The organism is Pseudoalteromonas sp. K222D, assembly GCF_017653575.1.
Lineage (GTDB): Bacteria > Pseudomonadota > Gammaproteobacteria > Enterobacterales > Alteromonadaceae > Pseudoalteromonas > Pseudoalteromonas nigrifaciens.
This window is the reverse complement of the sequence record NZ_JAGGDL010000001.1, coordinates 293,108-316,492: the sequence shown is the minus strand read 5'-3', so window position 1 is coordinate 316,492 and position 23,385 is coordinate 293,108. Positions and strand designations below refer to the sequence as shown.

The 23,385-nt window shown below is 41.2% G+C and carries 15 protein-coding genes; 6 read left to right on the top strand and 9 right to left on the bottom strand.

Features of this window, described 5'->3' with window-relative positions; all coding sequences use genetic code 11:
* Positions 1-139: 139 nt before the first annotated feature.
* The 6 genes from J5X91_RS01330 to recD all read left to right on the top strand — a co-directional run bounded on the left by J5X91_RS01330 (position 140) and on the right by recD (position 13,881).
* Complete coding sequence (locus J5X91_RS01330) at positions 140-2,509, top strand: TonB-dependent receptor (RefSeq protein WP_208833904.1); 2,370 nt, start codon at positions 140-142, stop codon at positions 2,507-2,509.
* Between the two features lie 69 nt (positions 2,510-2,578).
* Positions 2,579-3,718 (top strand): alkaline phosphatase family protein, encoded by a 1,140-nt coding sequence (locus J5X91_RS01325; RefSeq protein ID WP_208833903.1) that lies wholly within the window; start codon positions 2,579-2,581, stop codon positions 3,716-3,718.
* Complete coding sequence (locus J5X91_RS01320; RefSeq protein WP_208833902.1) at positions 3,715-4,758, top strand: alkaline phosphatase D family protein; 1,044 nt, start codon at positions 3,715-3,717, stop codon at positions 4,756-4,758. The genes J5X91_RS01325 and J5X91_RS01320 overlap by 4 nt, the downstream gene beginning before the upstream one ends.
* Before the next feature lie 156 nt (positions 4,759-4,914).
* Entirely contained in the window at positions 4,915-8,214 is a 3,300-nt protein-coding gene (gene recC / locus J5X91_RS01315) for an exodeoxyribonuclease V subunit gamma (RefSeq protein ID WP_208833901.1), read from the top strand.
* The gene (gene recB / locus J5X91_RS01310) at positions 8,201-11,857 is read left to right on the top strand and encodes an exodeoxyribonuclease V subunit beta (protein ID WP_208833900.1); all 3,657 of its coding nucleotides are present in this window, start codon (positions 8,201-8,203) and stop codon (positions 11,855-11,857) included. Before recC ends, recB begins: the two co-directional genes overlap by 14 nt.
* On the top strand, positions 11,854-13,881 hold the full coding sequence (gene recD, locus J5X91_RS01305; protein ID WP_208833899.1) for an exodeoxyribonuclease V subunit alpha: 2,028 nt from the start codon (positions 11,854-11,856) through the stop codon (positions 13,879-13,881). The genes recB and recD overlap by 4 nt, the downstream gene beginning before the upstream one ends.
* A 136-nt stretch (positions 13,882-14,017) precedes the next feature.
* Here recD and J5X91_RS01300 read toward each other — a convergent pair whose 3' ends face one another.
* The 9 genes from J5X91_RS01300 to J5X91_RS01260 all read right to left on the bottom strand — a co-directional run bounded on the left by J5X91_RS01300 (position 14,018) and on the right by J5X91_RS01260 (position 23,378).
* Positions 14,018-15,769, bottom strand: coding sequence for an amidohydrolase (locus J5X91_RS01300; protein ID WP_011328530.1), 1,752 nt, complete (start codon positions 15,767-15,769; stop codon positions 14,018-14,020).
* A gap of 20 nt (positions 15,770-15,789) precedes the next feature.
* Positions 15,790-16,143 (bottom strand): cytochrome c, encoded by a 354-nt coding sequence (locus tag J5X91_RS01295; protein WP_011328529.1) that lies wholly within the window; start codon positions 16,141-16,143, stop codon positions 15,790-15,792.
* Between the two features lie 51 nt (positions 16,144-16,194).
* Complete coding sequence (locus J5X91_RS01290) at positions 16,195-16,914, bottom strand: hydrolase (RefSeq protein ID WP_011328528.1); 720 nt, start codon at positions 16,912-16,914, stop codon at positions 16,195-16,197.
* 400 nt (positions 16,915-17,314) lie between these two features.
* Complete coding sequence (gene ttcA, locus J5X91_RS01285) at positions 17,315-18,229, bottom strand: tRNA 2-thiocytidine(32) synthetase TtcA (RefSeq protein WP_011328526.1); 915 nt, start codon at positions 18,227-18,229, stop codon at positions 17,315-17,317.
* Positions 18,230-18,316: 87 nt separating this feature from the next.
* Positions 18,317-19,243, bottom strand: a complete 927-nt coding sequence (gene uspE, locus J5X91_RS01280; RefSeq protein ID WP_197108111.1) for a universal stress protein UspE — start codon at positions 19,241-19,243, stop codon at positions 18,317-18,319.
* 152 nt (positions 19,244-19,395) lie between these two features.
* The gene (locus J5X91_RS01275) at positions 19,396-20,133 is read right to left on the bottom strand and encodes an FNR family transcription factor (RefSeq protein ID WP_197108113.1); all 738 of its coding nucleotides are present in this window, start codon (positions 20,131-20,133) and stop codon (positions 19,396-19,398) included.
* Positions 20,134-20,174: 41 nt separating this feature from the next.
* Entirely contained in the window at positions 20,175-20,846 is a 672-nt protein-coding gene (locus tag J5X91_RS01270) for a sulfite exporter TauE/SafE family protein (protein WP_041454477.1), read from the bottom strand.
* Positions 20,839-21,006 (bottom strand): cbb3-type cytochrome oxidase assembly protein CcoS, encoded by a 168-nt coding sequence (gene ccoS, locus J5X91_RS01265; RefSeq protein WP_008109812.1) that lies wholly within the window; start codon positions 21,004-21,006, stop codon positions 20,839-20,841. Before ccoS ends, J5X91_RS01270 begins: the two co-directional genes overlap by 8 nt.
* Entirely contained in the window at positions 21,003-23,378 is a 2,376-nt protein-coding gene (locus J5X91_RS01260; RefSeq protein WP_193038388.1) for a heavy metal translocating P-type ATPase, read from the bottom strand. Before J5X91_RS01260 ends, ccoS begins: the two co-directional genes overlap by 4 nt.
* Positions 23,379-23,385 lie beyond the last annotated feature (7 nt).

Below are 23,385 nucleotides of genomic sequence, written 5' to 3'. Positions count from 1 at the left end.
CATATTCCTGCCATAAATTTCCCATATTTGTTTAATTTTTATGTAAATAAAGTTCATCCCCGTTGTCATATTTAAAACTCATACTGCTCCCGTTTTCATAATAATTAATTTTTAATAATTAAAACTAAACGGGACAACAATGTACGCTTTAAAAAACAAATCGCTTTTGAGCATGGCTATAGCCATGGCTGTATCAACATCTGTTTATGCAAACGACAAAACTATAGAAGAAATAACCGTAGTCGCTAAGCCTACCAGCTACGCTAACAACGTTATTGAGCCTGCAATGCTTGAGCAACAAAGTTCGGTAGCAAGTATATTGTCGGTGATTGATAATTTACCGGGTATTAGCATAAACGAAGGTGATGCATTTGGTGGTGACGACTGGTCTACCACAATTACAATGCGTGGTTTTAGTATTGACGGTAACCAACAGCAATTAGGGATGACAGTAGATGGCATACCCAATGGTGGCTCTAATTACGGTGGCGGCGCTAAAGCTAACCGTTACCTAGACAGCGAAAACCTGGCTACAGTTGAAGTAGGCCAAGGTACGTCTGATATTAAATCGGCATCGCTGGAAGCGCTAGGCGGTACATTTAATTTTGTAAGTAAAGATCCCAGTCTCGAAAAAGGCACTACGTTTGCCTATACATCGGGCAGCCACGACGCCTCGCGTTATTATATTAAGCACGAAACAGGCACTGTTTTTGATAATACCCAAGCATACGTAAGCTACTCGCAAACCGACACCAGCCGTTGGATTGGCTCGGGAAGTAATGGCGGTAAAGACAACCAACATGCTGAGCTTAAGTTTGTATCTAATTTTAACGATTTAACCCTAACCGGACGTTTATCTTACGACGATGTAAGCGAAACTAACTACAACAGCGTGAGTATTGAACAATTTGAGCAAACACCAAATTGGGATCAATTAACGTGGAACTGGACAGGGGTTCCGCATTTTGATCAAATGTTTGCTGAAGGTTGGGGGACGCTACGTGAAAATACCTTAGGTTATTTAAAGTTTGAATATGCAATTTCGCCCACATCACTATTAACGATCAGCCCTTATTATCATAAAAACTCGGGGCGTGGTGACTGGATCCCACCATATTTAACAACCCCAGTTGATGAAAACGGCGAGCCAACAACACAAGGCGGTACTAATGCTGGCTCTTATGGTTTTGCAGATAGCGAGGGTAACCCACTTGCACCTAACTCAGGCTGTACAGCAAGTTTAAGTTGGCCGTGGGAGTCGGGGCCTGATTTAAATCCGGCATGTTACGACGATACAGCAACGCCCGTTATGTCTTATCGCCATACCCATTACAAAAAAGATCGTTTAGGCGTAACCGCTAACTATCAAGCGACGTTTGGTGATCACGATATTGAGGCTGGTTTTTGGTATGAGCAAAGTGAGCGAGAAGAGTCGCGTGATTGGCACAAAGTAATTGATGCGCGTATTTTTCATCATTTTGAAAACACCCCTTACTGGACTCAGTACAAAAATACCTTTGATACAGATACGTTCAAATGGTACATCCAAGACTCTATTAACTTAGGTGATTTAACCTTAAATATTGGCGCTAAACAGTATTTAGTTGAGTTACAAAAGTACGACCACTTTGCTAACGAAAGCTCAGATAAAGTAGACAGCGACTCTGATGTTTTATTTAGTGGTGGTGCGCTGTACCAGTTAAATAACGATACCGAACTATTTGCAAGTTACAGCGAAAACTTTGCTGCAATTAAAGACGGGGTACTGGAGCGCGACAGTTCAACACTGACTGAAATAGAACCAGAAACAGCAAAAAACATTGATTTTGGTGTACGCTACCAAGCCGATAGATTAACGCTAAGCGCAACGGCCTACAGCGTTAAGTTTGATAACCGTATTACCTTTATTGCACCAGGCAGTGATTCAGGCGGAATTGACTACACTATTGGCACTAATGGTTCATACATAAATGTAGGGGGCATCGATTCTAAGGGGTTAGAGCTCTCTGCAAGCTATATGCTCACACCAAGCTGGAGTGTTTATTCGTCGTATACCAATAGCAGCTCTGAATATTCGTCTGATGATCCAAATGCATATGACTCACAAGGCGTATTACAACAAGATAAAGAGGGTAACACTGCAGCGCCAAGCTTTAAAAAAGGCGATAGCTTAATAGATACATCGGAAGATTTATTGGTTGTATCTACCGATTACTTTAGTGACGGCTTTCGTGTTGGTTTGTCGGCTAAATACACAGGTGAGCGTTTAGGTGCATGGCAAGACGAAGGCACGCGAGCACGCAATAAAGTAGACGGCTACACGGTACTCGACTTTAATGCCGGTTACTCAACCGATGTAGACGCAGGGCCATTTAAAGCCATTGATCTCTCGTTTGTTGTTTATAACATAACCGATAAAAGCTACTTAGCAGGTGGCACAGGTAATGGGACTACTTACTTTATTGGTGCGCCTCGTACTGCTGCGGTTACGTTTACTGCAGATTTTTAAGTCGTAATGTAAATTATTTTAAGCCCATTACTAATGGGCTTTTTGTTATAAAAATAGGCCGATAACAATATGAAAACGATTTTAAAAGTAAGTGCATTTAGTTTAATTGCCCTAGCAAGCGACTTTGCAGCGGCAGTACAAAATACGACACAAAATGTCGTGTTGGTAACGCTTGACGGTGTGCGCTGGCAAGAGGTGTTTAGTGGTGCAGATAAAAACCTTATTAATAATTCCGATTTTGTTAAAAAGCCAGAGCAGCTAAATACAGAGTTTTGGCATAACAGCTCTGCAAAACGCCAGCAACTGCTGATGCCGTTTATTACCCAAATTGTAGCTAAGCAAGGGGTAATAATTGGTAATAGAGAGCAAGGCTCTAATATGTCGGTAAGTAACCCGTGGTATTTTTCGTATCCCGGTTATAACGAAATACTTAGCGGTGAGGTAGATGAAGGTATTAATAGTAACGATAAAATCCCTAACCCAAATCACACTATATTAGAGCGTTTGGAGCACCAACCCGCGTTTAAAAATAACACCGCCTTATTTGGTAGCTGGGATGTATTTCCTTCAATACTTAATACTGAGCGCAGTAAGGTATATGTTAACGCCGGATTTATGCCAATTGAGGAGGATTTATTTGAAAATGCGCCACTTTTAAATGCCATGCAAAATGAAATTCCGAGCCCTTGGAGTAATGTACGATTAGACAGTTTTACTTATCGGTTTGCTAAGGCGTATATGTTAGCTAAAAAACCAAAATTATTAGTAATAAGTTTAGGAGAGACCGACGACTTTGCTCACGATGGTGATTACCACGCGTATTTAAAATCGGCAAAACAAAGCGATGCTTTTATAGCTGATTTATGGAATACCATTCAAACAACACCTGGGTATAAAAATAACACCACCCTCATCATTACCACAGATCATGGCCGTGGTAGTAACGCAAGCGACTGGCAGCATCACAGTTCAAAACGCGCCTTAGCAGCACTGCATATAGGCGAAAATAAGTTTCCCGAGGGCATTATAGGCTCCGAACATATTTGGCTTGCCGCGATTGGCCCTGCAATAAAAGGCCAAGGCTTAGTTAAAACAACTACTGAGCTAAAACAAACGCAAATTGCCGCAACAGTGTTAAAGGCACTTGGGCAAAATCCAAAGCAGATAAATTCGAATATGGCACCAGCGATTAATGAGATTGTAAAATGAAAATAATAACCGCGGTAGTATTAACCAACTTACTTGTAAGCTTTAGTGCTTTGAGTGCTCCCTCTAAAATATTATTTGGCTCGTGCGGGCATCAAGATAAAAACATTCCTATATTCGATGCTATAAACAAAGAGCAGAGCGATTTATTTATATTTTTAGGTGACAATATTTATGGCGACACCAATAATATGAGCGTACTTGCTAATAAATACCAGCGCTTAGGGGCAAAGCCCGGTTTTAAAACACTAAAAGCGCAAACGCCTATTATAGCTATGTGGGATGACCACGATTATGGCCAAAACGATGCAGGTAAAGAGTATCCGCATAAAGAAGAGTCGCGGCAAATTATGCTCGATTTTTGGCAAGAACCTGCAAACTCACCACGACGCACTCGCCCCGATGGTATTTATACCTCGTATACGTATGGTGAAGGTGAGCAAACTGTGCAGGTGATTATGCCAGATTTGCGCTGGAACCGAGATGCGTTAAACGCAGTAAGTAAGTTGGAGTACGACACTAAGCGCAAACTAAATAATCAAGGCCCGTATAGCCCAAGTCATGTTAAAGGCGCATCAATGCTTGGTGAGGCGCAGTGGCAATGGCTTGAACAAGAGCTTAAAAAGCCCGCGGCTATAAAGCTAATTGTCTCAAGCTTACAGCTACTTCCCGATTTTACAGGGTGGGAGTCGTGGGCTAATTTCCCCGACGATCGAAAGCGTTTATTTACACTGATCAAAAAGCATAAAGTAAACGGCGTAGTTATTATTAGCGGCGATACCCACTGGGGCGAAATTTCACAGTATAAGCACAACCTTGACTACCCACTAATAGAAATGACCAGTTCTGGCCTAACCGAAAAATGGAAAAACGTAAGCCCTAATAAACACCGAATAGGGGACTTTACCCACCAGGTTAATTACGGCGATTTAAGCATAGACTGGCAACAAGCCGACCCGTCAATTTCATTACAGCTCAAAGATATTGATGGTAAAGCAATAATGCAAAGTCAGTTTAAACTCTCAAGCATTAGCCCTTATTAATTATCGCCCTTATAAAACGCACAGTAAATAGCATCACTACTATGCGTATAAAATTTAACTAACCCGCTGATTTATTAAAGCCAATTTGCGCTAATCGCTACCCCTGTAATTGAAAATATCTTACACTCGTTTTATCTCAAGCAAGGACAGGTAAGTATGCTCAATATTATTCAATCAAACCGTATGGAAGCACTGCAAGCGCAGTTTCATCAGTTATTAAAAACCAACCCATTAGCAAGCCCATTCGACAAAGAAGTGGTACTGGTGCAGTCACCGGGTATGTCGCAGTGGCTAAAAATTGGTTTGAGCGAAAACTTAGGTGTAGCGGCGCAGGTGGATTTTCCGCTGCCTTCGAGCTTTATTTGGCAGTTGTATCAGCAACTTTTACCAAATGTACCTAAAGAGTCGGCGTTTAATAAACCCAACCTTGCATGGAAACTGTTTGCTATTTTACCAAGCTGTATTAATGAGCCACTGTATTTACCGCTAAAAACCTATTTAGAGGGCGATATTGATGGCCAAAAAACCTTTGCCTTGTGTGAAAAAATAGCCGACGTGTACGACCAATATTTAATGTACCGCCCGCATTGGATTGCCACATGGGATAGCGGTACAGATGAACTTGATGATGTTGATGTAACCATAGCCCCGTGGCAACCTGATTTATGGCGACGCATTGTACAGTTAAGCCAAGAGCTTGGGCAAAGCCAATTTCATCGCGCGAATATGCAAGGACAACTGCTGGCAGCGCTTGAGACAATGGACAACAGCTTATTACCACAACGCATTAGTTTATTTGGTATATCGGCCATTGCCAGCTCGCAGCTTGAAGTATTTACAGCGCTGAGTGAAAAAACCGAGGTATTTTTATTCTTTTTTAATCCCAGTGAGCATTATTGGGGCGATATTATTGATGAAAAAACCGCCGCTAAAATAAGTGCAAAATACGCCAAAATGCCGCTGGTGGAAGCGCAGCAAAAAAAGCAAACTAATCCCGATGAAGAATACTACTTTATAGGCAACCCACTGTTATCCTCGTGGGGTAAATTAGGTCGCGACTACTTTGAGCAGCTAGTACAGCTAGACGCCCGTTGGATTGATGGCTTTATTGATGTGTTTGACGACACCTTACTTGGGCAAATACAAAGTGAAATTTATCAGCTAGCGTTTAAAGGTGAGTCACTGACCGATAACAAAGAGTGGTTTATAAACAACGAAGGTAAATTGCCTATAAGTGCAACCGACACCAGTATTACGCTAAGCGATTGCCATACACCGCTTCGAGAAGTTGAGCGCCTGCACGACTACTTACTTAATTTATTTAATCAAAACCCTGCGCTTACCCCCAAAGACATAATAGTAATGATGCCCGATGTAGGCACTTACAGCCCGTACATTGAAGCCGTTTTTGGTGGCGCACAAGGCAGCCGCTTTATTCCTTACGCACTTGCCGATTTAGCCATAGAGCAAGAAAAACCCGTACTTAGCTCATTTGCGAGTTTAGCTAATTTACCGTTTTCGCGCTTTGGTGTGTCGGATATTCTCGATTTATTACAAGTGACACAAATAGCCGAAAAATTTGGCCTGGAGGCACACGAGTACGAGCAAATTCAATATTGGCTGGAACGTGTTGGCGTTAAATGGGGTATAAATGCCGATCATAAAAGCAGCTTTGATTTACCCGCTATCGATTTAAATACCTGGCAACACGGGCTTAACCGTTTATTACTAGGTATTGCGATGCGCGACGAGCAATGCCCGTTTAACGGCATTTATAGCGCCGATGAAGTAGAAGGCATGGCGCTTGATACGCTTAATAAGCTAGTGCATTTTATTGATGTGCTACAAAGCTTTAAAGAGCAATTAACGCCCGACGATACGCTTACCAACAAAGCGCATGTTTTAAGCGAGTTGCTTAGTGCAATTTACGAGAGCGAAAGCGACGACAGCTGGGATTTATTGGTGCTGCAAAACGTGCTCGAAGAGTTACAAAAGCATCATAATAATGGCGACTACAGCAAAGCGGTATCGCAGCGTATTGTTAGTTACTTAATTAAACAAGGCATTCAAGAAAAAGGCGTAGGGCAACGGTTTTTAGTGGGGCAAGTTAACTTTTGTACCCTAATGCCAATGCGCGCCGTGCCATTTAAAGTGGTGTGTATGCTGGGTTTGAATGATGCCGACTACCCGCGTAACGTACAGCCGATTGGTTTTGACTTAGTGCCTTATTCTAAAAAACAAAAAGGTGACCGATCACGTAAATTAGATGATCGTTACTTATTTTTAGAGGCGCTACTCAGTGCCCGCGATAACTTATACATGAGTTACATTGGTCGCTCGTGTTTTGACAACCAGCCGCGCATGCCATCAACCCTTGTGAGCGAGCTGCTAGAATATATTGGGCGTAGCTTTGCATTAAGCGACGACAGCGAAAAAACACTGCCAGAGTGTTTAATTAGCCAACAGCATTTACAGCCCTTTAATAGCCATTATTATTTAGCCAATGAGCAAGCAAACACTGTGCTGAGCAACCACAGCTATAATCCAATTTGGCTGCCAAGTGAGTCAATAACCCCACAAGTCGTGAGCGCGCTTAATGCAACACCGCCTGAGCAGTTAGAGCTCGATGTGTTTATTCGCAGTGTTTGCAACGCCCAAGAGAGTTTTTATCAACAAAGTTTAGGATTGCGATTACCGCAATTTAACGAAGTAGTAAAAGACGAAGAGCCCTTTAGCCTAGACGCATTGCGCCGCTATTTTTACCTTGATGAAATACTCGAAGCCAACATTAACGAGCTGCCACTTAGTACAGAACAAATATTGCAACGCGGCGAACTACCACAAGCCAACGTAGGTAGCTTAATATTTGAGAGCATGCAGCACCGAGTAGACGCATTGGCAGGGCAAGTGAAAGAGCAAATTAAAGGGGGCAAAAGCGACCCTATAGAGGTAGCCCTCGAACTAGAAAACACTAAAATAGAAGGCTGGTTAAACCATATTTATTTGCAAAAACAAGTGTTTTATCGCAGCGCTAGTATAAAAGCGAAAGATTTAATTAAAGGCTTTATTTATCACCTAGTAGCGCAAAGTATGGAGCAACAAGTAGAAACGCTAATACTTGGGCTTGATAAACAAGTTACCTTTGCGCCAATAAGTAAAACCGATGCCGATGCATTGTTACTTGATTGGTTTGAGTTATACAAAGCACTGCGCAACGAACCCGTGGCGTTTTTTCCGGTAAGTGGTTACGAGTACGTAAAAAGCGGCGGCGATATAGCAAAAGCCATGAGTAAATTTAGCCCGCAATACATAGGGCGAGGCGAGGGTGAAAACCCCTATATTCGCTTAACGGTACAATCGCTTAACGATTGCCAAGACGAGTTTATACAGTGGAGCGATAAATTACTCGCCCCGTTATTTGCACACGCTAAGGAGAGTGACCATGCAAGCGCTTAATCCACTTACTATGCCACTAACAGGGCAAAGCTTAATTGAAGCCAGTGCCGGTACGGGTAAAACGTATACAATTACTGGCCTATATTTACGTTACTTATTGGGAATGCAAATAGCCGATGATGCAAACTCGCTATTAAATAAGCCGCTAAGCGTTGAGCAAATACTGGTGGTAACTTTTACCGATGCTGCCACGCAAGAAATTAAAGACCGCGTGCGTAATCGCATTATCACCGCGCGCGATGCACTTCTTGGGCAAGACCCAAAAGATGAGCTTATTGCAGGGGTAATAGCTGCAGTTGATGATAAACACCGCGCCTTTGACTTACTCGATGCGGCGGCTAAATCGATGGACGAAGCGGCTATTTTTACAATTCATGGCTTTTGTCAGCGCATGCTAAAACAACACGCGTTTGAGTCGGGTGTGGCGTTTAACTTAGAATTTATTTTGGATGAGCGCGACATATTGCTCGAAACCATTAAAGATTTTTGGCGCGCCTTTGTATATCCACTCAATAAAGAAAAAACCGATGCTATTTTAGGTGTATTTTCCGCGCCAGAAGCTTTGTTTGGCAAAGTGACGAGTATTTTAAATAAAGCGAATGCGCAAATTACCCCGCAAGTAAACTTAGATGACGTATGGCAAGCGCGTGACGAGTATATAAGCCGAATACCTGCATTTAAAAAAGCGGTGTTAGAGCAAGAGTTTATAGCTGCTATTAAAAGCTCTGGCTTAAGTGGTTCTAAAACGCCAGGGCGCAAAGGCAGCCTTGCAGCACTTGAAGCTTTTTGTTTAGGCGGCGATTTGTTTTTTGAATTTGGTACTAGTAAATACTCGTTTGAGATATGGAGTAGCGAAAACTTAAGCGATATAGGCAATTATAAAAAAAATCAGCCGCTATTTACACATTCATTACTGAGTCAATTTGACGAGCTTGCTGAACTTAATAACACCATAAACCAAGGGTTAGCAATTGCTGTAGTACAGCATGCGGCAAAGTGGGTAAAAGCAGCCGTAATAAAGCGCAAGCAAGAGCAAAGCGTGATCACCCCAGATGATTTACTTAGCAATTTACACAGCGCATTAAATAACGAGCAAGGCAATGTACTGGAGCAAAAAATTGCTCAGTTGTTTCCGGTGGCTATGATAGATGAGTTTCAAGATACCGATCCGATTCAGTATGGTATTTTTAGTAAAATTTACCAGCAAGAGCACACTACACTGGCGATGATTGGCGATCCTAAACAAGCTATTTATGGTTTTAGGGGCGCAGACATTTTTACCTATATTGGTGCCAAGGAAGCGGTGCAAAAACAGCAGCAATTTACGCTAGGCACTAACTTTCGATCTAGCAGCGATGTAGTAAGCAGCGTAAACAGCTTATTTGGTAAGCACGCTAACAGTTTTATTTATAACGATGCCATACCGTTTAATGCAGTAGCAGCTAAAGGTAAAAAAGCTGACGAGTCGTTTTTGATTGACGGACAAGCAGCCACTGCGTTTGAATTTTGTGTATTTAGCGACACCGCCGCAGATGAAAAAAACAAGCCGACAGGCAAAGCCATTGGGCAGCAGCACTTAGCCACCTTTTTTGCCAATAAAATAGTCACTTTACTAACGCAGGCCGAGCAAGGGCGAGCCTGTATTGGTGAACAGCCAGTAAGCGCTGCAGATATTTGTATATTAGTGCGTGACCGTGTTGAGGCGCAAATAATGAAAAAGGCCTTAAGCAACGCTAAAATTGCCAGCGTGTATTTATCGCGCGAGAGTGTGTTTAGCCAAGAGCTTAGCCATCACTTACTTAATTTTTTAACTGCGTTGCATGGCCAGTATGATGAGTCGCTATTACGTGGGGTGTTAGCAGGGCCGTTATTTTGTTTAAGCTATAACGAAATATATGCACTGGCAGATGACGAGGCACAATGGCAAGAGCACTTAAACTTTTTTGCGCAACTTAACCATATTTGGAACAAGCAAGGCGCTATGGCAATGCTTGAGCGCTTAATGAGCCACAATCAACTTAGTGCTAAATGGCAAGGCTTAGGCTACAACGTTGAGCGCTGGCTTACCGACTTTAGGCACCTTGGCGAAATACTACAGCAAAAACAAATTGAGCTTGAGGGCACACTGCGTTTACTGCGCTGGTTTGCACAAAAGGTAAGCCAGCAAGATGGCGAAACAGTGCAAGTACGCCTAGAGAGTGACGCTAATTTAGTTAAAATAGTGACTATGCACGCCTCAAAAGGGCTTGAGTATCCGCTGGTATTTATGCCCTTTGCTAGTGGCTATCGTGAAACAAAAGAAGCGCTGTATCATAATAATGGCACACTAATTTACGATTTAAGTAAAGGGGATGACGCACTGCAAAAAGCAGAGCAAGAGCGCCTTGCCGAAGATTTACGCTTACTGTATGTAGCACTCACTCGCGCGGTACACTTTTGTGCTATTGGTATGTATAACATTGGCCAAGGGCAAAGTAGCCGTTTGGCAATACAAAGCAGTGCGCTGGGGCATGTGTTATTTGCAGGGCTTGAAATTACAAGTAGTCAAATTTGGCGTAACCATTTAGCCGATTTTTGCAGCGAGCATACAGGTATGGATTATCAGCAATTCACCTCAGAGGATTTATTAGCCCAAGGTACTTTAAGCTTTAATAATAGCGCTGATGCTCAGCAAACATTGAGTATAAATAATGTAACAGCCAATATTGAGCGTAATTGGCGAGCAACCAGCTTTAGTGCGCTGAGCTTTAAAAAGCATATCGACCATTTAGCGCCTGGTCGCAGTGATGAAGATCATGAAAAAGATGAATTTGCCGTACAAGAAGGCGAAGCACCTTCTGTATATAGCTTTCCTAAGGGGGCAAAACCGGGGAGTTGTTTACACGAAATTTTTGAGCAAATAGATTTTACTAGCCCAATAGAGCACCCAGTTAATAAAGAGCACAACTTAGCAGAAGTTATTAAACGCAGCCTAGAAAAGTACCATATTAGTGAACACTGGCAAGATATTACTGAGCAGTGGATATTAGACGTTCTTGCTTGCCCACTGAATGACGATAGCAATGCAAATATTAATACCTCAGGTAATGATACCTCAGCTAATAGCTCTTCAGTTAACAGCTCTTCAGTTAACAGTAATGGCCTGAGTTTAAGCCAACTAGCGCCAAGTGATTGCCTAGTAGAAATGGAGTTTAACTTACCGCTTAAAAGTTTAAGTGCGCCGCAGCTTAATGAAATTCTTATAAAACATTTTGGTTTTGAGTACAGTAAGCTCGAATTTAGCCATGTAAAAGGGCTGTTAAAAGGTTTTATCGATTTAATATTTTGCCACCAAGGTAAATATTATATTTTAGATTATAAATCTAATTACTTAGGTAGTAACGCTGCTGATTACGAGCACGATATGCTTGAGCAAGCCATGAGTAGCCACCAGTACCATTTACAGTATTTAATTTACACCGTAGCGCTGCATCGTTTGCTAAAACAGCGTATAGCTGATTACTCAGTTGAAACTCATTTAGGCGGCGTGTATTACACCTTTTTACGCGGCATGCCAGCTGGGCAAGGTGTGTACTTTAAAAAGCTCACCACTGAGCAAGTGACTATTTTAGATGGTTTGTTTAGCCAAGGAGCCATGTTATGAGTGAACCAAATAATCAACCGGGCCTTTTTGATCAAGAGTTTGATCAAGAGTTTGATCAAGAGTTAGATCAGGAACTTGAGCTAAATGAGCAAAACCCTACTTTAAGTACAGCAGTGCCTTTACTTACCTATTTACTTAGCGAAAACCGCATTCGCATTGTGGATGTAAAGTTAGCTGAAATGCTCAGTAAAAGTAACAGCGATAGCGAAAATACGCACAATGAGATGTTTTATCTGGTGCTATTACTGTGTTTATCGCAGCAAAGCCAGCATAGTTGTTTAACCTTAAGCGAGGTTGATTGGAGTAACCCCTTTAATTTACGCCGCAGCGATTTTAGTAAAACACAGGGGAGCGTGCCAGATAAGCTAAGCCCGTTTAGTGAAGGGTTTAATTATGAGCAGGTGCTTAGCTATTTACAAAACCATACAAGCGTTGGAGCCAACAAACCACTGCAACTGTTTAATCAACGCCTTTATTTTGCGCGCCTTGCCGGATACGAGCAAACATTAGCGAGCCGTTTACTAACAATGAGCGAGCGTACACTTAATATAAATAATGAGTTATTAGCTGCGCTACTTAATGAGTATTTTACACCCGATGTAAACATTACCACCGATTGGCAAAAAGTAGCCTGTGCTATTGCAGCCACCAAAGGTTTTAGCGTTATTACTGGCGGCCCAGGTACTGGTAAAACGACCACTGTGACTAAATTACTCGCCATTTTACAGTCGCTTTATAAAACTGCGCCACTGAGTATTAAGCTGGTGGCACCTACAGGTAAAGCTGCAGCGCGTTTAAGCGAATCAATTTTAGGCGCTAAAGATAAGCTCACTAATATACCCGCTGATATTAAAACGTTAATCCCCGAAAGTGCACAAACTATTCACCGATTATTAGGGGTAAAACCCTTTACCAATAAATTTAGGCACAATAAAGCGAATCCACTGCATTTAGATGTGTTGATTATAGATGAAGCCTCAATGGTCGACTTATCGCTGATGGCAAAACTAATTGAGGCATTACCTGCACATGCACGGTTAATACTCTTAGGTGATAAAGATCAGCTGGCCTCGGTAGACACCGGCAGCGTAATGAGCGACTTATGCCAAGGGTTAGTACTGGGGCAAACACCTGGTTATTCACCTGCACGATGTGATGAGCTAAATAACTTATGCTTTAACGGCGAAGCTAAATTAATAGCGCAAAGTAATAGCGCGTTTAAACTTGCCGATTGCATTGCATTTTTACAACACAGCTACCGCTTTGATGCACAAAGTGGTATTGGTCAACTTGCGTTAGCGGTAAATACCAATAACACAGGTGTTTTAAATTACGTTGAGCAAGAAAGTGTTGAGGGGCGTTTTAAGGATGTGATTTTAGATTACGACTTTATAGCTAAACCTATCGAAAAATTGGTTAAAAGCGCTGCAAGTAAATACACACATTACCTTAGTTTAATTGCTCAAGGTGCAAGCGTTGCAGAGGTGCATAAAGCCTTTGCAAGTTATCAGTTACTGGCCGCGGTGCGTGAAGGTGATTACGGAGTTAATAGTTTAAATCAGCGTATTGAGCGCGTTTTACAACAACAAGGACTTATTACCCTAAGCCCGAATCAGCGTCATTATACCGGTATGCCAATAATGGTAAGCCAAAACGATTATCAGCTTAAGTTGTTTAATGGCGACATTGGTATTTTAATGCCCGATGAAAGCGGCCAGCTTAAAGCACTATTTATAGACGAGCAGGGGAATCAACGCGCGTTTTCACCAGCACGCTTACCTGCGCACGACAAAGTATATGTAATGACTATACATAAATCACAAGGATCAGAGTTTAGCTACACCGCCATGGTATTGCCGCCGCTAAAACAAGCCCGCATGGGGATAAATAGGCAGTTAGTGTATACCGGCATAACGCGTGCTAAAAATACCTTTGAGCTGGTGGCAGATAAAAAAGTGTTGTTACTAGCAATGAATAAAAGCGTGTCCAGAGCATCTGGTTTATATGAGCGTTTAGTAAATTAACGATATAAATTTTATCTTATTAATTCTTCAAATTTAGCGATTAAAAAAGGGTTTGCCAATGCAAACCCTTTTTAACTTAGTGCGTTATTTACTTCTAAACTAGGTATATTTTAATAGCTTAATATAAATACTCAGTTTATTGATTGACTGGTGACCATGCAGGCAATGCTTTTTGAAGTGGTTTATGTAATTTAGGAAAGCTTTGTTTTGCAGCATACTGCACTTTACCATCTACAACGGTTAACTCTGCTTGCGTTTTTAATAGTTTGCTCTCAGTCACCGTTAAAATATCTTGGTTTAAAATAGCAAAATCTGCGTACATGCCAGGCTCAATTTGACCTTTTAACATTTCTTCGCCTGAAAAATACGCACTACCTTGGGTGAATACCTGTAATGCAGTTAGCCTGTCTAGGGTATTGGTTTTATCGTACAGGGTATAACCGCCTACGGTTTTACCCGATACCGCCCAATAATAAGTGGCCCATGGGTTAAAGCTAGCAACGCGGGTACCGTCAGTACCAAAGCCTACCGGTATGCCCATAGCGAGCATTTTTTTAATGGGTGGTGTACGTTTAGTTTGCTGTTTACCATAACGCTTGGCAAAATCCTCTCCTGCAAATGCCATACGGCCTTGCACAGCAATAGCACCGCCTAATTTTTTAATCCGCGCTAGATTTTTATCAGACACGGTTTCGGCATGGTCAATAATCCAACGGACTTTGTTGAAGGGTTGTGTTTTATTGATTTCTTCAAATACAGTTAACATGCGCTCAATAGATTGATCGTAGGTAGCGTGTATTCTAAATGGCCAACCTTGTAGTAGGTGTAAACGCACTACTTTTTCAAGTTCATCTTCAGCGTCTGCGGCAAGATCAGGGCGTCCTGATGTGAAGTTTTCATAATCAGAGGCGCTCCAAGCAAGTAACTCGCCACCGCCTTCAATTACATAACCATTGTCCATGTGTGAGTGCAGATCTTGGTTGGCGTTGTAGCTGCTCATCCATTGCGTAAAACTTTGAATTTCTTTGCCAGGTGTTTGTGGAAATAAATAATTAGACACGCGGATAGGTAGTTCACCAGTTACCGCTAAGGCTGTTGATGCTTGATAGTTTTCAGGAAAAGTGTGGCCACCGCCGCCTGCATCAATAACGCTTGTTACGCCTAAGCTTAATAGCTTGTTGTAGTAGTGCTTACTAGAATTTAGTTGCTCTTCGGCGGATAATTGCGGTAGTGCAGCAATCGTTTTATATAAAATCATTGGGTTAGGATCAGCTACTAAGCGCCCAGTTAATTCACCGTTGGCATCTTTTTCATAGTAACTGCCTTTAGGGGGGACGGTATTTTTAGTGATACCTAATACTTGCATTGCTTTTTTATTCAATACACCGCCTGAGTACAAATGCAAAACAAATACTGGAGTATCAGGTGCCGCTTCGGTTAATTCAGCTGAGGTTGGTAAGCGCTTTTCTTTAAATTGGTATGGGCTCCAGCCACCAACAACACGCACCCATTGACCTTTAGGAGTTACTTTTGCATTTTTCTTTATCATCTCCAGGCCAGTGGCTAAAGAGTCAATACCTTCCCAGCGGGTTTCGAGGTTATAAAAGCGTCCGCCACGCACTACATGCAAATGTGAGTCGTTAAGACCAGGGATCACTCGGCGACCTTGCGCGTCAATAACAATAGTATCGGCGGTTTTTTCTTTTAATAGCTGTTCTTTATCATTAGTTAGTTGCTCAAAACGGCCATCTGTAACCGAAAAAGCACTGAATTTTTGACCGTCATAAGTATCAATCTTACTATTGTAAACAATCATATCGGCGGCAAGTGCATTGAAAGCGATAGTCGAGCTAATAGCAACAGAGAGTAAACTTTTAATTAGTTTCATAGCGTATTCCTTACATTAAATTATTGATGTGAGCTGGCGTTACGCCCAGCTTGCGATGAAAAATACAGTGCTAAATCTTTAATATCTTGATCCGATAGGGCACTGGCATTGGCGCGCATAATAAAAGCCATTCCGCCTTTACGCTCGCCGCCACGATACGCTTTTAAAGCATATTCGAGATATTCAGCATTTTGTCCTGCTAAGTTAGGATTAGTAGTAATTGGCGCAATACCAAATTCGCCATGGCAACCTAAACATTGTTGGGATAATTGCTTTGCTCTTGCTAGGCTTTGTGCTTGTTCAGAGGTGCTTACTTCCTCATTGGCATAAAGTGAGGCTGAGAGTAGTAAAGCTAATAATGGAATGATTTTCATGCTGCTCTCCAATGAAAAGGCCACATAAGTGGCCTTTAATTATTGATAAAACTAGTGACCTTCTTTTGCATTAAACATGTCTGTTGCATAAATAAGGCCTAAACCATAGCCACCTGCATGCTCTTTAGCAATATCAGTTACGTCAGCATAAGTGCCAGTACGCGCCCAGTCACGTTGTAGTTCTAGCATGTACTGTAACCATGTGATTGGTTTTGCACCCGCTTGAACCATACGTAATACTGCCATGTCGTGTGCTTCTTTACTTACACCACCCGATGCATCTGTTACAAAAAATACTTCATAACCTTCATCAATCGCAGATAACACTGGGCCTACACCACATACTTCGGTCCATAGTGCTGAGATAACAATTTTGTTTTTCTTAAACGATTTTATTTTGTCAGTTACGCGCTTATCTTCCCATGTGTTCATTGTTGTACGATCAATCGGTGATTGTTTAGGGAATACCGCTTGTAATTCAGGAAAAATTGGACCACTGAAAGACTTAGCTGCAACGGTTGTTAAAATAGTAGGCACTTTAAATGCTTTAGCAGCTTTAGCTAAGCCAGTTACATTATTGCGCACGCTTTCAACCGTGTGCGAGCGAGTAGCAAAAGCCATTTGTGGTTGGTGGTCAATTAAAATTAACGAGTGGTTGTCTGGTGTTAACATGCTTTTTGATGGCTCACCAGCAAAAGCAGAACTGCACGTTGCAGCAACTAAGCTTAGGCCTACTGCTAGCGTCTTTAATGTTTTATTAATTTTTAACATAAGTTCTTCCTATTTATTGGTTGATTACAGAGTGTCAGTTTGTTTTGACCTTTATATAATAGGTTCACTTTTAACTGTTGTACATTTGTAAAAACCGTGTTTTTTGTTCTTTAAAATAGAATGGTTGTGACGAGGTTGTTGCAATTAAGCTAGATCTAAGGGGGGAATGAATACGTAATTTACACTTTATATGCATTGCTAGCAGGGCATCAGAGAGTAAAGCGCGACTCTTTCTGTTTAAAAGTAAACAGTGTGTTTTAGCAAAAAAAGGAGCAGGGGATTGATGTTACATTGTAATTATAAGGTAATGTAACCAAAATAAAGTGGTTTTTAAGCAATAGAATTAGCTCAAAAACTAGAAGTGGTAGGGTTTGTATTGGCATACAAACCCTATGTAACACTAGCTTAAGTTAATCGTAACAACTTCTGCGCTGGCATCTTCATCTTGTAAACTATTAATTGGCACTTTAGGAATGTCTGGTTTATCTAGGGCAATATCGCCACCATCAATTACTTCGCCAGTTTGCAAATTAGTAAAATCAAATAACTGGTTATCTGCTAAGTGTGAAGGTACAACGTTTTGCATGGCGGTAAAAATACTTTCTATACGCCCTGGGTGCTCTGCGTCCCACTTAGCTAACATAGCTTTTGTGTGTTTACGCTGTAGGTTTTCTTGCGAGCCACATAAGTTACACGGAATAATAGGGTAGCCCTGTACAAACGCATATTGGCTAATATCGCTTTCTTTACAGTATGCAAGTGGGCGAATAACCATATGTTCACCGTTATCGCTCATTAGCTTAGCTGGCATACTTTTAAGTTTGCCGCCGTAAAACATATTTAAAAATAGGGTTTCTATCATGTCATCGCGATGATGGCCAAGCGCAATTTTAGTTGCACCTAACTCTTTAGCAGTACGGTATAAAATACCCCGGCGCAGGCGCGAACAAAGTGAACAAGTCGTTTTACCTTCAGGAATAATATCGGTCACTATGCTGTAGGTGTCTTCTTCTACAATTTTGTATTCAACATTTAGTTTATCTAGATACTGGGGTAAAACGTGCTCAGGAAAGCCAGGTTGCTTTTGATCTAAGTTAACAACAAATAGCTCAAACTTAATCGGTGCTACACGTTTTAAGTGTTGCAGCATGTCGAGCATAGTGTAGCTATCTTTGCCACCAGATAAGCACACCATAATGCGGTCGCCTTCTTCAATCATGTTAAAGTCCATGACGGCTTGACCTGTTTGGCGGCGTAAACGCTTTTGAAGCTTGGTTAAGTTAAATTGAGCTTTAGCTTGATCTGAATGAGACAATTACGCCCCCTTATTAAACAATACGGCAAAGTTATTTGCTAAAAATAAAGGGGCGCATTATATACTTAAAATGCCCGGTAACAAAATTTAATCTTTTGCGAGTGGGCTTATATAACCATCGGGTTTGAGTGCCAATACATCGCAATCTAGGCTATCAATTACATGCTCTGCAGTATTGCCTACTAAGGCCGCGCTTAAACCAGTACGCCCTACAGTGCCAATAACCACCAACTCGCTGTTTAAACGTTTTGCTACATCGGGAATAACGTCTTCAGGCAAACCCTCTTCAATAAAGCACTGCTCAGGGGGTAAATTAAACTCATCAGCCAGTGCATTAGTAGATTGATGATGATGTTTTTTAACCGACTCGTTATAAATGCCAGGGTTAAACTCAGGTATTTCTATGGCAATATTAATTGGTGTCGCAGGGTAGGCGTTCACCAAGTTTAGTTGGGCGTTGGCCAGTTCAGCTAAAAATTGTGCGTCTTTAATAATACGTTTATTAAGGGCTAAGTGTTGCTCGTTTTCGCTCACTGCATTAACAGCCGCTAAAATGTTGCCATTTGCAGGCCATGCCATTTGTTTTACAAATAAAACCGGAGATGGACATTTTCGTACTAAATGCCAGTCGGTTGGGGTGAAAATAACGGCTTTAAGTGTACTGTGCTGATGAGTGCCTTTAATAACAAGGTCAAATTTTTGCTCAATAACGGTATTAATAATGGCTTCGTAAGGGCGATTGTGCCAAACAACTTGTGTATCAATATTAACATTTTGATAAGGCGATACTAAATCTTTTAACCAAAGCTCGCGGTCGTTTAACACGGCTTTACGCATAGCTTCGCGCTCTTCGCCAGAGAGCATAGTAGTCATTTCATAAGAAAAGTCGTAAACCGTCATAAAGGCGGTAATTCTCGCACCAGATTTTTTAGCTAAGTCAATTGAACGAGCTAAACCGTGCTGGTCGTCTTTGGTGGGGTCAATAACCGCAAGAATGCGTTTAATCGTGTTCATGTGCAACTCCATTCACTTTACGGGTGTACTTTGAGTGTAACGTAAATAGAGCACAGTGAAAGGGATAGCACAAATATTATTGTTCTAAATCAAACTATTTAATCTAAGGAATTAGTTTAAATAGTTTAAATATTACAATGTAAGTACGCTAATTAGCGAGCTTTTACTATTGCCGCTGCTTTGGCTAGTGCATCGTTATCTAAAATAGTAATAAATTTGCCTTCAACTTTTATTAAATCAGCTTTTTGAAAGCGACTCAATAAACGACTAATCGTTTCAACGGTTAAACCCAGGTAATTGCCTATTTCGCCGCGGGTCATGGTAAAGCGAAATTCTTTACGAGAAAAACCACGTTCACCAAAGCGTTCCGATAAGTTAAAAATAAAGCTGGCTAAGCGCTGCTCGGCAGATTTTTTGTTAAGCAGTAACAGCATTTCTTGATCATAGGTAATTTCGCTACTCATTAAGCGCATTATTTGTTGGCGTAACTTCGGGAGTCTGCCTGCTAACTCGTCAAGGGTATCAAACGGAATTTCGCATACCATAGATGTTTCTAACGCTTGTGAAAAGCTTTGATGCATCATTTTACTTATTGCATCAAAACCAACTAAGTCACCGGCTAAATGAAAACCTGTAATTTGCTCATCGCCTTGCTCAGATAAAGTATAAGATTTAAACGAACCCGAACGCACAGCATAAATAGCGTTTAATGGCGCGCCCGACTCAAACAAAAAGTCGCCTTTGTGTAATGGTTTTTTGCGCTCGATTATTTCGTCAAGCTTATCCATTTCTTGACCATTAAGAGAGAAGGGTAAACATAACTGGCTGATACTGCAGTTATTACAGCTAATAGCACAATTACTTTTAGCACGACCTTGAGAAAAATCCATAAATTCAATCCGTTAAAATTCAAGCCACAATATGATCAATGTTAATGCACAAGCTTATCTGTTGCAATGATCAGTAAATAAATACCATACCAAATTATTACGCTGCCTAATATTATTCGCGTCCAAGGGTGATTAAATAGGGTGCTCAGTTTTTTTGCACTAACGCCTATTGTGATCATCGCGGGAAAGGTGCCTAGTGCAAAACACAGCATTACTAATGCACCATCAAGCGCATTTGCGCTGGTCATGGCCCAAGTAAGTGCTGAATAAACTAAACCACAGGGTAACCAGCCCCATAAAGCGCCGTATCCAAGTGCTTTAAATGGCGAGTTAATCGGCATTAAATATTTATTAAATTTAACTAGGTGTTGCCAAACTAAGGTTTTACCTACTTTTTCGAGCCATTGTAAGGTAGCTGCTAAGCGCATTATATATACCCCTACCAACAACATAAAAATGCCTGCTATAAAAGACAGTGATAATGCAAAAACAGAGTTTTGTGTGGCAAATTTACTGCTAATGCCTGCCACTAATGCGCCTGCAAGCATGTAACTCAGCGCTCGGCCTATATTATAAGCAAAAGAGTAAATGAGGGTTTGGCGTTTATTACTGGCTAATTGCAATGAGCTGGCTATGCCACCACACATTGCAATGCAATGGCCGCTGCCAATTAGGCCCATAAAAAAAGCACTGACAAAAATAGGGTCAATCATTACTTTTGTTATGCTGCTCTTTGTCATCTTCAAACAAGATACTATGGCCTTGTTTATTTAAATCAGAAAATTGCTCGCCTTTTACTGCCCAAAAAAATACTCCTATAGCTATTAGTACAAATAAAATAGCGATAGGAACTAAAATGTAAATTATGCTCATAACTTTAACAGCCTTAATGAGTTGCATATCACAATAATTGAGCTGGTCGACATACCAATAACAGCCATCCAAGGCGCTACCAGCCCCATTGCAGCTAACGGTAATATTGAGCCATTATACAATAAAGACAAAGTTAAGTTTTGTTTAATAATACGCCTAGTTTTTTTGGCAACTATTAATAGGTGCTCGATTGAGGCTAAATCGCTATTGAGCAAAACCACATCGGCGCTATTTTTTGAAATATCGGCCCCAGTTTCCATGGCGATTGATAAGTGCGCGCTGGCAAATACAGGGCTGTCGTTTACCCCATCACCTACCATGGCAACCACTTCACCTTGTGTTGACCATTGCTCAACCGCTGTTTGTTTGTCTTTAGGGCTACAGCCCGATTGCACGCTGTGTAATTTAAGTTTTTTAGCTATACGTTGCCCCGCATCAGACGCATCGCCAGTAAGCATATGACACGTTAACTTATGTGTGTGTAGAGCGTTAATTAACGTACTCGCATCATCTTTTATTTTATCGACAAAGTAAAAACGGGCAATAGGTTGCTGATTAATATACAAAGTTGCTTGCGCGTTAGTTTTTTTACTATTAAACCAGCCACTTTTACCAATAGCATAATGGGTGTCGTTATGCTGTGCACTGATCCCTTTGCCCGGATGTAATTGAATGTCGTTAAGTTTATGCCCTGGTACTTTATATTGGCTAAACGCACGGGCAATTGGGTGCTCTGAATAGCTCTCTAGTTGGGCTGCAATCTCAAGCACTTGGTTTTTAGTGTACTCTTCACTGAGTATATCGACCGCATCTAAGCTAAAGCGTCCTTGGGTTAGCGTGCCGGTTTTATCAAATGCGAATAAAGTGATTTTAGATAAAGTTTCGAGCACATGCGCTTGTTTTATTAAAATACCTTTACGAGTAAGGTTGGCTACCGAACAGGTTAATGCGGTTGGAATAGCTAAGCTTAGCGCGCAAGGACAAGTAGCCACGAGTACAGAAATAGTGATCCAAAATGCTTGCTCAGGGGCAATTTGATACCAGCCAAATGCCGTTATCGATGCAAATATAAGTAACACGGCTACAAACCATTGGGCAACTTTATCTGTAATTTCTACTAGTTTAGGGCGTTTGCTAAGTGCATTGTGTTGTAGGCGAATTATTTGATTTAGCAGCGTGCTTTGACCTATTTTATTGATTTTTATTTCAATAATACCGTCATGATTGACTGTGCCGGCGTAAACACTGTGATTAATAAACTTATTAACCGGCAGGTGCTCTCCGGTCATCATTGATTCATCAACGCTGGTTTTACCTTTAATTAAAATTCCATCGGCAGGAATGGTTTCGCCGGCTTTAATTAGAATAATATCGTTTAATTTAAGCTTTTTAGCGGCAATAATATGTTCTTGCCCATTTGCATCGAGAGTACGGGCGGTTAGTGGCAATAACTTTTGTAAGTTAGCTGTAAATTCACTGGCTTTTAATCGTGCTCTAAATTCTAGATATTTACCTAATAATAATAAAAAGGTGAACATACATACCGATTCAAAGTACACCTCGCCAACATTCATAATTGTGGCGTAAGAACTTGCGCCGTAAGCACCAAAAATAGCCAGCGAGACGGGTAAGTCCATATTAAGCTGTTTTGCTTTTAAACCATTAATGGCATTACTTAAAAAGGGCAGTGCGCTATATAAAATAACCGGAGAAGCTAAAACGAGGCTGATCCACCTAAAGTATTCCTCAAAATTACTGTCCATACCGGAGAACATGCCAAAGTACATAGCAAAGGCAAACATCATCACTTGCATGGTCATTAAACCGGCTACACCTAAGCGGCGAATATAGGCTTTTGCGGTTTGCTGTTTTTGCTGTGCTTCTAAGTCGGACTGAAACGGATAGGCTTTATAGCCAATTTTAGCAAGGCTAGTAATAATTTCGCTCAATGGGGTGGCGGTTTTATCCCATTGCACCATAGCGCGGTTAGTTGAGGTATTAACATCAACACGCTTTACTGTTTTTAAACTGAGTAATTGCTTTTCTATAAGCCATGCACAAGCTGCGCAGGTTATACCTTCTACGCTGAGCAATACTTCTGAGAAGTTGTCATTGGTCGTTATAAATTCGTCTTGAATATCTTCATTGTCGTAGCTTTTAATAAAGGCGAGTTGCTCTGGTACTAACTGCTCTACTTTACCAGCTTGAACGGTACGATATTTATAATAGTCGGTCATACCTTGATCAATAATGTTTTGCGCAACGGCTTGGCAGCCAATGCAACACATTGGCTGAGATTTATTATCAATTACTACGTGTGCGCTAAACCCGTTAGGTACACTTTCAAGGCAATGAAAGCAATTTATAGACATACTAAAT

Coding starts and splice junctions, on each gene's coding strand:
- recC (WP_208833901.1), top strand. CDS start 4,915: ATGCTCAATATTATTCAATCAAACCGTATGGAAGCACTGCAAGCGCAG.
- J5X91_RS01330 (WP_208833904.1), top strand. CDS start 140: ATGTACGCTTTAAAAAACAAATCGCTTTTGAGCATGGCTATAGCCATG.
- J5X91_RS01275 (WP_197108113.1), bottom strand. CDS start 20,133: ATGGATTTTTCTCAAGGTCGTGCTAAAAGTAATTGTGCTATTAGCTGT.
- J5X91_RS01325 (WP_208833903.1), top strand. CDS start 2,579: ATGAAAACGATTTTAAAAGTAAGTGCATTTAGTTTAATTGCCCTAGCA.
- uspE (WP_197108111.1), bottom strand. CDS start 19,243: ATGAACACGATTAAACGCATTCTTGCGGTTATTGACCCCACCAAAGAC.
- J5X91_RS01260 (WP_193038388.1), bottom strand. CDS start 23,378: ATGTCTATAAATTGCTTTCATTGCCTTGAAAGTGTACCTAACGGGTTT.
- recD (WP_208833899.1), top strand. CDS start 11,854: ATGAGTGAACCAAATAATCAACCGGGCCTTTTTGATCAAGAGTTTGAT.
- J5X91_RS01320 (WP_208833902.1), top strand. CDS start 3,715: ATGAAAATAATAACCGCGGTAGTATTAACCAACTTACTTGTAAGCTTT.
- J5X91_RS01295 (WP_011328529.1), bottom strand. CDS start 16,143: ATGAAAATCATTCCATTATTAGCTTTACTACTCTCAGCCTCACTTTAT.
- J5X91_RS01300 (WP_011328530.1), bottom strand. CDS start 15,769: ATGAAACTAATTAAAAGTTTACTCTCTGTTGCTATTAGCTCGACTATC.
- ccoS (WP_008109812.1), bottom strand. CDS start 21,006: ATGAGCATAATTTACATTTTAGTTCCTATCGCTATTTTATTTGTACTA.
- J5X91_RS01290 (WP_011328528.1), bottom strand. CDS start 16,914: ATGTTAAAAATTAATAAAACATTAAAGACGCTAGCAGTAGGCCTAAGC.
- J5X91_RS01270 (WP_041454477.1), bottom strand. CDS start 20,846: ATGATTGACCCTATTTTTGTCAGTGCTTTTTTTATGGGCCTAATTGGC.
- recB (WP_208833900.1), top strand. CDS start 8,201: ATGCAAGCGCTTAATCCACTTACTATGCCACTAACAGGGCAAAGCTTA.